Consider the following 14,424-nt stretch of genomic DNA (forward strand, 5'->3'; position numbering starts at 1 on the left):
TTCTTATAAAGAAAAAATAAAACTCGATTTTGAACCAAGGTTATTTTAATTCAAATAACTGTATATAATTCAAAACATATTTCAAAATCTCAGACAGTTATTTTTTCCTTAACGAAATTTTGCTTAATTCATATTTAATTAAATTATCTTGTGTAACTAAACTAAAACTGTCGTGATTTTTTTGGAATGAAATTGACTGTCCGAGCTTTTTCAAAACTTTTAAATCATAATCAATTTAAGAGTTGATAATAATTTTTATTAAAAAGCGAGTTTCAATTTCATTTCAAAAAAATGCTTAGACAAGCCGGGTTTGCAAAGGGGATGGCGACTGTTCCCCTTTGCTTTATAAAAAAGAAAAAACATATAAATTACATAAAAAAGTATTATTAATCAATAAAGTTTAATTTAGATATTCGTAACTACTTTTTACTATTTTTCAAATATTTTCTCACCAAATAATCAATTACAATAATATAAATCCCAATATGCACATACATATCCGCCACATTAAATACAAAAGCCCAGATTCCTCGAAAATCTATCATGTCAATTACATATCCACGAAGAATTCTGTCAATCATATTTCCTGTGGCTCCAGCGGCAATTACTGCTACTCCTATTTTTGTCCATTTGCTGTAATTCTTAAAGTTTTTGTACTCTACAGCGATTACGTATATAATTAGAACTGCACTTGCTATTGTAAATAAATTGATTTTTCCTTGCAATAGACCGAAAACTCCGCCGTGATTTTCAACATAAGTCAAGTGAAAGAATTTATCTATTATTGGTATAGAAAAACCTTGTACTCCACCTGACACATTGAACATTAACTGCTTTGTAATCTGATCTAATGCAGCTAAAACCAAAATAATAATTATATAAGGCATTCTTTTCTCCTCACATTTTTTATTAACACATATTTGTAAAAAACGAACTAAATAAGTTATTTTTATTTAGCTGTATTTAGTCCTATTTTACAAAATAAATTTTATGTTACATTTTTTCCAGAACGCTTGCACATCTTGGACATACATCTGGATGATTGTGATTGTGTCCAACTTCCTCATCGTATTTCCAGCATCTTTCACATTTTTCTCCAGATGCTTTTTCCACAGCGATGTTAATTCCTTCGATTTCGCTTTCTGCTAAATTATCACTTACAAATTTAACTTGAGATACGATAAACAAGTCAGAAACTTCATTTTCTGTGTAATCCTTTATAAATGAATATTCATCATTGGCAATGTTTAAAAGGACTCTTGCATCAAGAGAATGCCCTATTAATCCATTTTGTCTTTCTGCTTCCAGCTTTTTGTTTACTTCTCTTCTTAGACGTGCGATTTTATCCCATTTTTGTGCTAATTCTTTATTTAAGTATTCAGGTCTTGCTTCAATCCATTTTGATAAATGTACACTTTCTTCTTCTTTTAGCGTTTCTGGAATTCTTTCCCAAATTTCATCAGCCGTAAACGACAATACTGGGGCAATTATTCTTACTAGCACTTTCAGAACTTCTGTCAATACAGTCTGTGTGCTTCTTCTTTCAATTGAAGTTGTCCCTTCGCAGTAAAGTCTGTCTTTTACTATGTCTAGATAGAATGAAGACATTTCCATTGAGCAGAAGTATGTAATTTCCTGGAATAGACTGTAAAATTCGTATTTATCGTAAAATTCTGTTGTTTTAGCCTTCAATTCTTCCAGTTTGTGCATTGCCCACTTGTCAATTTCAAACATATCCTTATAGTCAACTTTATCATTTGCATAATCAAAATCATTTAAGTTACCCATTAAGAATCTTGCTGTATTTCTGATTCTTCTATAAGCGTCAGACATTTGCTGTAAAATATTTTCCGAAATTCTTACATCTTCTCTATAATCTACTGAAGATACCCACAATCTTAAAATATCTGCTCCGTATTTTTCTGTAATATCTTTTGGAAGTATTGTGTTTCCAAGTGATTTAGACATTTTTCTTCCTTGTCCATCCATTGTGAATCCGTGAGTTAGGATTCTTTTGTAAGGAGCATCTTTTGTACTTGCAATCGATGTCAACAATGAAGATTGGAACCACCCTCTATGCTGGTCACTTCCTTCAAGGTACAAGTCTGCTGGTCTTGGCAAGTTTCTTGGCACTAACACACTTCTATGCGAAACTCCTGAATCAAACCAGACGTCCATTATACTTCTTTCTTTTCTAATATCCACATCTTTCAAGTTATATTTTTCTAAAAGTTCATCCCCGATAATTTCTTTGGCTTCATATTTCCACCAAATATCAGTTCCTTCTTTTTTTACCATTTCAATTACTCTGTCCATAATTTCTGGCTCATAGATAACTTCATCAGTCGCTCTGTTGTAGAACAATGGTATTGGTACACCCCATACTCTTTGTCTTGAAATAGTCCAGTCTGGACGAGTTTCTAACATTGAACCAATTCTATTTTTACCCCAAGATGGTACAAATTCCACATCATCTAGTGCTTTTATAGCATTTTCCCTAATGTCGCTTTCATCAACACTAATGAACCATTGCTCAGTCGCTCTGAAAATTACAGGTTTTTTACTTCTCCAGTCATGCGGATACGAGTGAACAAATTTGCTGTGATGCAGTAAATGTCCACTTTCTGTCAAGTCCTGCACAATTACATTGCTTGCTTTTGCATAAAACATTCCTTCGTATTTTCCAGCTTCCTTTGTCATATGCCCTCTGTCATCAACTGGCGACAATACTCCAAGTTCGTATTTTCGTGAATAATTGTAATCGTCTGCCCCATGTCCAGGTGCCGAGTGTACTGCTCCAGTCCCTGCATCAGCCGTAACGTAATCTCCAAGCATTACCAGCCCTTCTCTATCCAAGAACGGATGTCTATAATGAGTTTTCTCAAGTTCAGTTCCTTTAAATTCCTTCAATAATTCATAAGAAATTCCAAGTGTGTTAAATACAGTTTCAGCTAGTTCTTTTGCTAAAATTAAATTCCCTTTTTCTGTTTTGTATAATCCGTAGTCAAATTCAGGATGTAAAAATACTCCCAAGTTTGCAGGCAATGTCCAAGGTGTTGTCGTCCAGATAAGAATACTTGCCTCTTCCACTCCTAATTTATCCAATAAATCCTGTGTCCCTTCAAATTTTACATAAATTGAATGAGATTCTACATCCTTGTACTCAATTTCTGCTTCAGCCAAAGCTGTTTCAGTCGTAGGCGACCAGTAAACTGGTTTTAGCCCTTTATAAACATAACCATTTTCGTAAATTTCCTTAAATACTTTTAACTGTTCCGCTTCATATTCAGACATTAAAGTAATATAAGGATTATCCCAGTTTCCTAAAATTCCAAGCCTTTTAAATCCTTCCTTTTGTTTTTCTACCCATTTCAAAGCATATTTTTTACATTCCTGCCTAATTTGCAGTGGAGTCATATTTTTTGCCTTTTCTCCAAGTTCTTCCATTATTTTCCACTCGATAGGAAGGCCATGTGTATCCCATCCTGGAATATATGGTGCATTATATCCTCTTAATCTTTTGTATTTTAAGATAATATCCTTCAATATTTTATTTAATGCATGCCCAATGTGAATATCTCCATTTGCATACGGAGGTCCATCGTGCAATACAAAAAATGGTGCCCCTTCGTTTAATGATTTTTCATAAATTTCAGCTTTTTTCCAGTCCCTTAATGTTAAAGGTTCTTTTTGTGCCAAATTAGCTTTCATTTTAAAGCTCGTCTTTGGTAAATTTAGCGTTTTTGCATAATCTACCTTGTCTTCCACATTATTATTTTCCGACATTTTTCCTCCTATATTTTTCTTTTAAATTATTCTCTTTATTTATATTTTTTATTATATCACAATTTTATACATTTTAAAATAACTCGCTTTATATATTATTTTTCTCTTAGTTATTATCCTTAAATATACAAATAAGGAGATACCAAATTTTTAGTATTCTCCTTTTTCTTTAATTATTATATCTAAATTTTTAAATTTTATTCAAATTTTTAGTTACTAATGTATCATTCCTGCTCCAACAAATGTCAAAACACCTAAAACAAGTCCATATAGTACAGAATATTTAATAGTTTTTCCTAAAAGTTCTCCGTCTTTTCCATTTAATGCTGCAGAAACTGATGTTACAATGGCGATATTTTGTGGTGAAATCATTTTACCACCTGTAGCTCCAGCGGTATTAGCTGCAATTAACAGTGATTGCAGTGCTGGATTTTGTGATAATCCTTTCGCTACTCCTACTTGAATTCCACCAAATAACAAGTTAGATGATAAATCACTTCCTGTAACAAATGTTCCAATTGTACCTAAGAATGGTGCAATGAACGGGAATCCTGATCCAGTCAATGTTTTAAGACCATCTGCAATGCTTGCTGTCATTCCACTGTGCTTCATAACTACTGAAAGTGCTACAATTCCCATGATTACTAACATTTTATCTAATTTATGATAAATTGTATGACCTAGTACTTCAACCATGTCTTTCACTTTTACTTTTTGAATAAATCCTGCAATAACTGTTGCTGCAAATAAAGGTGCGGCTGGTGCCAAAATCCATTTAAACGCAACTCCAGCTTCTTTTGCACTTTTGGCATCTCTAAACCAAGTTGCCCAATGCCCAAATGAAAAATCAATTGTTGAAATTGTATGGTCATGTAAAGGCTCATTTATAACTTTAACAACTGGACTTGTTCCTACGATTAAAACTACCATTAAAATATATGGAAGCCAAGCTAAAATTGCATCTTTAGTAGAAACTGCCACAGTTTCAAATCCTTCTTCTGCCTTAACAAACATTTTTGTCGCTATAATCATTAAAATCATTGCTATTAAACTTGAAATAATTGTAGGAAGTTCAGCTCCAGTCGTCATAGCTATTAATGGCTGTACCATATATCCAATAATTGATGCGATAACTACTGGTAAAATTCCTTTTCCGAAAGCTGGATTTTTTCCACCGTCTATTTCTTTATTTGCAAAAACTACTAAAATAAAAGGAATAATACAAGTTAATATTAACAATAGCAATGATGTAAATAATGCTGTCTGTTGAGGATTTAATCCAAAGTTTGAAATCATTGTTGTAACTGGAAGTCCCACTGTTCCAAATGCTGTCGGTGTCGAATTTGCAATTAAGCAAATCATCGCCGCTGTCATAGGAGAAAATCCTAAAGAAATCATAATTGCCGCTGGAATTGCAACCGCTGTCCCATATCCTGCAATACCTTCTATAAATCCACCAAATCCCCAGGCAAGTATTAAAGCTTGAGCACGTCTATCTGATGTAATGTTTCCTAACATCGTTTTGATAATTTCAATTTTACCATTTTTCACTGATAAATCATAAGCAAAAATAGCCGCTATTATTACGAATCCAATTGGCATCCAAGCCACTGCGAATCCCTCAAAAAGTGAAGCAATAATCCCTTGAACTGGAATTCGCCAACTTGACATGACAAAGTTCAAAATAATCGCTACAATCAAGCTCGCATAAGTACTAAACAACGCAGATTTTTTTAAAACTGCTAACAAAATTAAAAATAAAATTATTGGTATTAAACCTACTAAAAATTCCATTTTTTCTAAACCTTCTTTCTATAATTTTGTTAAAATAATTAACATTTTATACTATATCTTATCAAATTTTTTTAAAAAGTACAAATTTTTTTCTAAATTAAATTTTAGCCTATTCCAAAACTAAACAAATAAAATTAAACAATTCTAAATTTGAGCAAATTAAATCTAATTTTTAAACTCTATTTAAAGCCCTTTTCTTGTAAGTCCAACTCTTCCTCTTTCCTTATCCAGCGACAATATTTTAACTTTTATAATTTGTCCCACAGAAAGTTCCTTTGTAGCGTCTGAAACAAATTTTTCTGCTATTTCAGAAATATGAATCAAAGCATCATTTTTTAGTCCTATGTCAACAAATGCCCCAAATTTTGCCACATTTCTCACAGTCCCTTCCAGAACCATTCCTTCTGTCAAGTCATCCATATTTAAAATATCCGAACGTAAAAGCGGTTTTTCAAATTCATCACGAGGATCACGTCTATCTTTTAACAGCGCCTCATACACATCCTTTGCAGTTTCCCTTCCAAAATCATTTTCCTTAATAATTTTTTCCAAGTCTATTTTCTGCAATTTTTGCCTTACAGCATCCAAGTCAGCCTTTAAATCCTCAACTTTACAGCCAGCTTCCTTTAAGATGATTTCTGCAACGTGATATGACTCTGGATGAATAATCGTGTTATCAAGCGGATTTTCACTGTCAGGCACAACCACAAATCCTGCCATCTGCTCAAACGCCTTATCTCCTAGCCCTTTTACTTTTTTAAGCTGTTTTCTGTCCTTAAAATCACCATTTTCGTGTCTATAGTCCACAAGATTTTTTGCCACATTCTTCTTGATTCCAGAAACAAAACTTAATAATGCCCACGAAGCTGTATTAATATTGACTCCTACGTTATTTACCACGTGTTCAATCGTCTGCTCCAAAGTTTCATTTAATTTTTTCTGATTTACATCATGCTGATACATTCCCACTCCAATTGATTTTGGATCAATTTTTACAAGTTCTGCCATTGGATCCTGAATTCTTCTTGCAATAGAAATGGCTCCTCTTGCCGTAACATCCAGATCAGGAAACTCCTCAATAGCAATTTTGGAAGCAGAATAAATTGAAGCCCCAGCCTCATTTGCAATCAGATACGAAACCTTTTTCTTCGTCTCCTTTATCACATCCGCAACAAATGCCTCTGTTTCCCTCGAAGCTGTTCCATTTCCAATTGCAATAATATCAATGTCATATTTTGCGATATAGTCCAATATTTTTTTCTTTGCAGTCGCAAGCTGTCTTTCATTATGCACTCCATCTACAAGGAAAAGTACATCATTTGTTTCATAAAATCCGTCTTTATTAATAATTACCATCTTGCAGCCTGTTCTATATCCTGGATCCAGTCCCATAAGCGTTTTTTTCGATAAAGGCGGTTGTAACAGCAGTTTTTCGAGATTTTCAGAAAAAATATTGATTGCTTCTTCTTCTGCTTTTTCTGTATAAATATTTCTCACTTCATTCTTTATGGATGGATAAGCCATTCTGTCCATCGAATCTTTTATAACTTCCTTAAAAAATTCAGTCAAATTTTTATTTTCAAAAGTATTCAGAATAAAGTTTGTTATAACTTCTTCTGTTTTTTCGTCAATATCAATGTCGACTTTCAATATTTTTTCCTTTTCTCCACGATTTAACGCAAGAATCCTATTTGAAGCACTTCTCCCAATCTGCTCCGAATATTCATAATAATCCTGATAAACCTTATTTTCATCATTTTCTTTATTTTTCTCAATAACTTTAGAAGTCAAAATCCCAAATTTTGCAATTTTATCCCTTAAAAATTCTCTAATTTTAATATTTTCCGAAATATCCTGAGCAATAATCAAGTGAACTCCTTCAATTGAAGCCTTAACATCCGCCACTTCTTCTGTAATATATTTTTCAGCTTCTTTTTCCAGCTGCTCCATCGTAGTCCCTTTGGCTAATGCAAACTCTGAAAGAGGCTCCAATCCTTGATCTTTTGCAATATCCGCCTTTGTTTTTTTCTTTTTCTTATAAGGTAGGTACAGATCTTCCACTTCCTGCAGTTTCATCGCATTTACAATACTTTTATGCAATTCCTCAGTTAGCTTTCCTTGCTCCTCAATTAGCCTTATAACTTCCTCTTTTCTCTTTTCTAAATTTCTATAATACGTAATTTTCTCAATTACATCTCGAATCTGCTCCTCATCCAGATTTCCTGTAACTTCCTTCCGATACCTAGCAATAAACGGCACAGTTGCCCCTTCATCAAAAAGTTTTATCGTATTTTCCACTTGCGGCACTTTAAAATTTAGTTCCTTTGCCACACTAGCTACAATATCCAATGTCTTTCCTCCATTTATAGTTTGATTTTTTTATTTAAATTTACCAACATCTATTTTAGCACAATTTATAAAAAATAACCAGTTGAATAATTTTATCATTTGTGATATAATTTTTTTCTAAAATAAAGACAAAATTTAATGTCTGTATTAGTAAAAAATGGTGAAAAAAATACTCTATATCTTAATTTAATTTAGGGTATTTTTTTATGTTACAGCACTTTGGGGTTCACTATCTCAATTTACACAAATTGGAGATGTTACATTTATGATTATCGGAGACTTCGTTGTTTTTGCTATTTATTTCGTGGTTCTATACCTGATTTGTTAACAATCAATCTAACCTCCTATATCCTCATTATTCCCATAAATTATCAATATCTATGGGTTTCATATTTTGAAAATTAATTCCTAAAATATTTATTTTTTCTAAAAAAATCTCAAAAGATATATTGACTTACGGTAAATTATATTATATAATTATTTTAATCAAAAAACAGTATAAAAAAATTGTTATTTTGAAAACAAATAAAAAGGAGAATTTGTCATGAAGAAAAATTTAAAAAAATTATGTTTGCTAATGGCAGTATTAACAATAGGAGCAGTAACTTATGCAAATGGAAGTATTATGGCTGAAAATAATACACAAAGCATTCAGCAAGACGAAGAATTTCCAGGTGGATTAGCAAAAGGAATAGATCAAAAATTTACTACAGATGGAAAGTTGCATGCAGAAAAATTTTTGAATAAATTATTTAATTATACAGATACATCAGACAATTTCAAAATTCAAAAAGATAGTAAAGGATACTTTGTAACACAGTACATTGATGAATCAGAAGAAAAAGATGGTTCTGGACCAACAAAAGAGGAAAAAATTAGGCTAGAATTAGTAAAAAATGTTTTTCTGACAGAAGTAGATGGTGATGGTTTAACTTATGCTTATGATACAAAACTTAAAAAGGTCGTGCTTATAAATCCAGCCAACAACTATAGAATAATGTTCATAGTTGATTAAAAATCTGATTTTGAGATTTTATTCAGAACTTTATAACTTATATTTATTAAAAACAGGGAGAAAATTAACCTTTTCGCAAATTTATTTGTCTATTGTGGTTAGTTTTCTCTTTTTTATTCGCTTGATTATCTATAAATTTTAAAGTTATTTAAAATATATTTTAACAGTATAAATTTTACTGTTAACAAAAAACGAAAAAGTTACTTGACATTTTAAAAAATTTAGTATATAATTACATTGAAATAAAACAGAAAATTATTTACTATAAAATAAATCAAGAAGGAGAATTTATTATGAAAAAGAATTTAAAAAAATTATGTGTTCTAATGGCAATGTTGGCAATAAGTGCTGTATCTTATGCAAATGAAAGTGTTATTGCTGAAAATAATACACAAAGCATTCAACAAGACGAAGACTCTTTAGGCGGATTAGCAAAAGGATTTGATCAGAAATTTACTACAGATGGAAAATTGCATCCAGAAAAGCTTTTGAACAAGAGATTTGGCTATCCAGATTCATCAGACGGTTTTAAAATTCAGAAAGACAGCAAAGGATATTTTTTAATACACTATGTTACTGAAGGTCTCTATTCTGACAATTTCAACACTCAGAAAGACTACAAATATTCTGATAAACCTGACGGTAAAACGATAGTAAAAGAAGAAAGAATCAGATTAAAATTGGAAAAGAATGTATTTCTTAGAGCCCTTGGCGATAATAATAATGATTACGCCTATGCCTACGATACAAAACTTAAAAAAGTGGTAATTATAAATCCATACAACAATTATAAAATAGTATATCCTGTTAATTAATTACAATTTAACTTTTTTGAATTTTTCAATTTTAAAAATAACGAGAAAATTAACTTTAGTAAACAAATTTACACCTAAATTACAGTTAGTTTTCTCTTTTTTATTGTGTTAATTATCCATAAATTTTAGAATTATTCAAAATATATTTTCAACATCATATATTTTACTGTTAATAAAAATATTAAAAACATAGTTGACATCCTAAAAAAAATATTATATAATTATATCAAAATAAAACGGAAATCAATTTACTTTAAAAAAATTAGTTTTGGAGGAATTATATATGAAAAAAATATTTCTACTTATAGCAATAATAGTCATTGGTCTACTGTCTTGCGGAAAGGACGAAACATCAAGCACTGAAACCTCTGTTTCTCAAAGCAATACATCAAACAGCCCTCAGCAATCACAGGAAAATAATAACAGCAAAATTTCAAATTCTGCTGATTTCCCTGATGAAAGTAATGAAGAGTATCCAGGAGGAATGGCAAAAGGAATGGATCAGGAATTTACAACAGACGGAAATTTGCACGAAGAACAGTTTTTGAATAAAACATTTGGTTATACAGATACAGCAGATTCTTTTAAAATACAAAAAGATAACAAAGGATATTTTTTAACAAAATATATTGATGAATCAGCTGAAGTAGGAAAAGAAGTACCTGTAAAAGAAGAAACAGTAAGACTAAAACTAGTAAATAACACATTTCTTGTAGAAGATGCTAGTAAAGACGATGGAAATTTAGCTTATGCTTATGATACAAAATTGAAAAAAGTCGTATTTATAAATCCATATAATAAATTTAAAATACTGTTTGTAGCTGATTAAATTAGTTTTTCCCTAATGTATTTTACTAAAAAAAATTTGACAAAATAGATATAATGTCTTATAATGATGTGTTTAAAAAAATTTAGTAAAAAATAAAAAGGGAGAAAGATTTATGAAAAAATTTTTATTTGTTTTAGTAGTATTAATTTTTGGCTCTGGAATTATCATTGCCAAAGAAATGTTTAGTGGAAAAGTGCCTGAAGATATCGTGTTTGTAGGGGATTCAATAATGAACAGCAGCAAGCAGTACATCGGTCCTAATTTTAAAAATCCGTATTTTGATACAAAAATATCACGTCAATTTTCAACACTTCCAGGAATTGTTACAAAATTAGTTGAAGACAACAAGTTAAAGACTGTATTAGTTGTCCATCTTGGAACAAACGGAAAATTTACAGACAAGGACTTTGATTATGTTATGGAAATGGCAAATGGAAAAGATGTATTCTTTATGAATACTGCTCACAAAGATCCGTGGGAACAAGAAGTAAACAGAAAACTTAAAGAAAAAGTAGCTCAGTATCCAAATGCTTATTTAATAGACTGGTATTCTTACGCAAAAGGTAAAAATCAGTATTTCTACAAAGATAGAACTCATCTGAATGATAAAGGGCAAAGATACTATGCAGACTTCTTGACTAACGAAATTAAAAAACACTATCTTGGAGAAAATGATAAAACTAACACTCCAAAAGATAATTCCTCAAGTACACAAAACACAGACATAAAATAAACAAAACAATTGATTTAAAAAACAATAATTTCATAAAACTACTTTAATTTCAAACTAAGAAAGTTAAGTTGTATCATAAAACATAGTATTCTATGTAATTTAAGCCGTTTGTTTTAAAGTAGTTTTTTTATTAAATTTTTATCTCAAATATACTCAAATTTTTTTTAAATCGGACTAACAAAATTAGATAATCTTTAAATTTTAAATAAAAAACAAATTATATAGTTAAATTGTTATAAAAATATATTTTTGAAAGAAAGGAATTTTTTTATTTTATGAAAAAGGAAAGAATACAGAGTCTTGACATATTAAGAACTATTGCGCTTGTTCTTATATGTGTTTATCATTGGTTTTCCTATAAAGGAACTTATATCGGTGTTGTTATATTTTTTGCATTAAGTGGTTATTTAGTTACAAGCGGACTACTTTCGAAAGATTTTTCAATCTTTACAGTAATTAACAAAAGATTAAGAAAAGTTTATCCAAGTCTTCTGATTGTAATTTTAGCCTCAACTATTGCATTATATTTTGTAAACAATGGACTTGAAATGAAATATAAATATAGTGCTTTATTTTCAGTACTTGGACTAAATAATATTTATCAAATTTTTTCAAAAATGTCGTATTTTGATAATTTTGGGATTATTTTGCCATTAACACACATCTGGGCATTGTCTTTTTTGATACAGATGTACGTATTTTTCCCTATTTTAATACAAGGTCTTAAAAAACTTAAATTGAAAAATAACACAATTGGTATGATTTTTTTAGGACTGGGAACAATTTCTGCTTTAATGATGGCTTATGTATTTTATATAACCTCAAAATCTCCAGAAGGAGCTGATTTTTCAAGAATATATTATGGAACTGACACAAGAGCTTTTGCTTTCTTTATTCCAGCAGGGATAGCATGTTTTTATACAAATAGAGATATAAAAAAAGATATTGAGAAAAAAATCATATTTATTTTAGGTATTCTAGGATTAATTGTACTAGTTTTCTTTTGCTTCGGTATAGACTATAGAAGTGCCTACAATTATTATGGATTAATGTTCTTGTCAAGCATTTTAATTGGATTTACAATTGTTTTATTTTCAAAGCCTGAATTGAGAAAGTTCAATCTTTCAAAATATCCTAAAATATTTAATCCTATTATAAGATTAGGACAGCATCAATATCAATACTACTTATGGCAATATCCGGTTATGATATTTGCACGTGAATATTTTAAATGGACAAAACTTTCAAATACACAGCAATTTTTTATGCAAATTATTGTTTTAGTGGCTATTTCCGAGCTAAGTTACCTTTTATTCGAGAAAAAAAGTATAAAATATATAAGTTATCCTCTTTTAATTTCTATTTTTGCAATTTTAATATATTCTCCAGTCTATGAAAATAAAGACTTGGAAGAAATGAAAGCAGCACAAGCAGCAGCTACTGTAGAAGAGCCTGAACCTGCCCAATCTACAACGCCAGCACCAACGACAAATACACAAAATGGCAATCTTACAATGGATGAACTTCTTAATGCTATAAATGCTCCATCAAAAGGTATCGAAGAAGAATCAAAAATACAAAATGAAATTTTGAAAAAGTATCCAAATGACGAGAGAGATATATTGTTTATCGGAGATTCTGTGCTAGATATGACAAAAATTGATTTAAGAAAAAAATATCCAAATGCAATTATTGAAACAAAAGTTGGACGTCAATTTTATGAATTGCCAAATATGTTAAAAAACTATGCTCAAAATGGTAAATTGAGAAAAATAATTGTAATTGCACTTGGAACAAATGGTACAATTTACGAAAAGGATATGAAATCTGTTTTGGAAACATTGAAGGGGCATGAACTTTACTTTATAAACACAGTTATGCCTGATCCATGGCAAGACAGCGTTAATGCGGAAATTAAGAAGGCCAGCACTGAGAATCCAAATATAAAGGTAATTGACTGGTATTCATATTCAAAAGGTAAACAGGAGTATTTCTACAAAGATGGAACACATCCAAAACCTCATGCTGCCAAAAGATATATTAATCTATTATATTCTGTTTTAAGTAAAGATATTTTAAATTTGAGTTCAAATACAAATACATATAAATAGCTTATTACAATAGATATTTGAAAAAACAAAAGAGAATAGGCAAGCAACAAAATATATAAAAGAACTGAAAGAATTTGTAAGGAAAAGGACATTAGGCAATATAAAATTAGGATGTAAGATTTCGAAAAGGGACATTGAACAAAAATGCAGAAAGGAACTTAAACATTTTAAGGAAATTAGCAAAGGAACTGCCGTTCAGAAAGAAATTTAGCAGAAGGATAAAGAGATATATCATATCATTAGATATAAGAAGATATTTAAAATTATTTTTTGATATATAGAAATGCTGTTGTTAATAAAGATGGATACATATAAAGAAATAATGGCTCTTTGTCAAGATTGGAGCTAAAAAAAGTTTGATAACCTTACGAGATTCTAAGCTTAATTTTTTCAGGCTGTCGAATTTTTTTATCCCATAAGATAGCCTTTTTCTTACTTTTATCTTGTTATTTTCGCCCTCAATAAATCCATTGTCTATATTATATTTGTATATTACTTATTTCTTTTTCTGTGTTTTATAATGTTTCTACCAACTTAATGCATTCCTTTATCTCTAATTTCTTCAGTTCTCCTATAAGTTTTCTTAGTTCATTACTGAATATAGCAACATCTTTTATTTCAAATATACTGAAAAACTTTGTCCTAAGATCATAAGCTCTTGAAAATATTGCTGAAAGGTTTTTAAGTTTCTTGAGTCTCTCTTCTTTGAAAGACTGAATACACTGTTTGGATTCTTTACTATCAGTTTCCAGTATTTCTTGTATTCCCTGTATTTTATATCTAAATTGAATAATCTTATCTTCACATCCCTTATTATCTAGTTCACCTACTTTATGACATGATACTTGTCTGCCACAATATCTGCATAAGAAAGACAGGAGTATACTGTTGATAATTTCCGGTTCAATCAGGACATGGTTTGTATCATATCTTGTTCCGTATATATGATAGGTGTTACAGACAAGTACAACTTTTTCTTTTTTCATCCCTAT

Annotated in this window: 11 protein-coding genes; 5 read left to right on the forward strand and 6 right to left on the reverse strand. The window is 30.3% G+C overall.

Features of this window, described 5'->3' with window-relative positions:
• Positions 1 to 419 precede the first annotated feature (419 nt).
• The 4 genes from lspA to HMPREF1552_RS03200 form a co-directional block, all read right to left on the reverse strand.
• A complete protein-coding gene (lspA, locus tag HMPREF1552_RS03185; protein ID WP_255349261.1) occupies positions 420 to 920 on the reverse strand; it encodes a signal peptidase II in 501 nt (166 codons plus the stop codon).
• A gap of 73 nt (positions 921 to 993) precedes the next feature.
• Complete coding sequence (gene ileS / locus HMPREF1552_RS03190) at positions 994 to 3,786, reverse strand: isoleucine--tRNA ligase (RefSeq protein ID WP_021743637.1); 2,793 nt, start codon at positions 3,784 to 3,786, stop codon at positions 994 to 996.
• Positions 3,787 to 4,002: 216 nt separating this feature from the next.
• Positions 4,003 to 5,580: an L-lactate permease gene (locus HMPREF1552_RS03195; protein ID WP_021743638.1), complete on the reverse strand. Its 1,578-nt coding sequence runs from the start codon at positions 5,578 to 5,580 to the stop codon at positions 4,003 to 4,005.
• A gap of 183 nt (positions 5,581 to 5,763) precedes the next feature.
• Positions 5,764 to 7,929, reverse strand: coding sequence for a Tex family protein (locus tag HMPREF1552_RS03200; protein ID WP_021743639.1), 2,166 nt, complete (start codon positions 7,927 to 7,929; stop codon positions 5,764 to 5,766).
• Between the two features lie 544 nt (positions 7,930 to 8,473).
• On the opposite strand from HMPREF1552_RS03200, the gene HMPREF1552_RS03205 reads away from it, so the two are divergent.
• From HMPREF1552_RS03205 to HMPREF1552_RS03225, 5 genes are all read left to right on the forward strand, one after another.
• Positions 8,474 to 8,944, forward strand: a complete 471-nt coding sequence (locus tag HMPREF1552_RS03205) for a hypothetical protein (protein ID WP_021743640.1) — start codon at positions 8,474 to 8,476, stop codon at positions 8,942 to 8,944.
• Between the two features lie 293 nt (positions 8,945 to 9,237).
• Positions 9,238 to 9,759 (forward strand): hypothetical protein, encoded by a 522-nt coding sequence (locus tag HMPREF1552_RS03210; RefSeq protein ID WP_021743641.1) that lies wholly within the window; start codon positions 9,238 to 9,240, stop codon positions 9,757 to 9,759.
• A 283-nt stretch (positions 9,760 to 10,042) separates the two neighbouring features.
• Positions 10,043 to 10,588 carry a hypothetical protein gene (locus tag HMPREF1552_RS03215; RefSeq protein ID WP_021743642.1) on the forward strand — a complete coding sequence of 182 codons (546 nt, stop codon included), beginning with the start codon at positions 10,043 to 10,045 and terminating at the stop codon, positions 10,586 to 10,588.
• Between the two features lie 112 nt (positions 10,589 to 10,700).
• Positions 10,701 to 11,321: a hypothetical protein gene (locus HMPREF1552_RS03220; RefSeq protein ID WP_021743643.1), complete on the forward strand. Its 621-nt coding sequence runs from the start codon at positions 10,701 to 10,703 to the stop codon at positions 11,319 to 11,321.
• Between the two features lie 275 nt (positions 11,322 to 11,596).
• A complete protein-coding gene (locus HMPREF1552_RS03225; protein WP_021743644.1) occupies positions 11,597 to 13,432 on the forward strand; it encodes an acyltransferase family protein in 1,836 nt (611 codons plus the stop codon).
• A 292-nt stretch (positions 13,433 to 13,724) separates the two neighbouring features.
• Here the strand turns inward: HMPREF1552_RS03225 and HMPREF1552_RS13000 are convergent, their stop codons facing one another.
• Both HMPREF1552_RS13000 and HMPREF1552_RS03230 read right to left on the reverse strand, forming a co-directional pair.
• Positions 13,725 to 13,925: a transposase gene (locus HMPREF1552_RS13000; protein WP_155827487.1), complete on the reverse strand. Its 201-nt coding sequence runs from the start codon at positions 13,923 to 13,925 to the stop codon at positions 13,725 to 13,727.
• A 22-nt stretch (positions 13,926 to 13,947) separates the two neighbouring features.
• On the reverse strand, positions 13,948 to 14,418 hold the full coding sequence (locus HMPREF1552_RS03230) for a hypothetical protein (RefSeq protein ID WP_021743646.1): 471 nt from the start codon (positions 14,416 to 14,418) through the stop codon (positions 13,948 to 13,950).
• Between the last annotated feature and the right edge of the window lie 6 nt (positions 14,419 to 14,424).

The organism is Leptotrichia sp. oral taxon 879 str. F0557, assembly GCF_000469385.1.
GTDB lineage: Bacteria > Fusobacteriota > Fusobacteriia > Fusobacteriales > Leptotrichiaceae > Leptotrichia > Leptotrichia mesophila.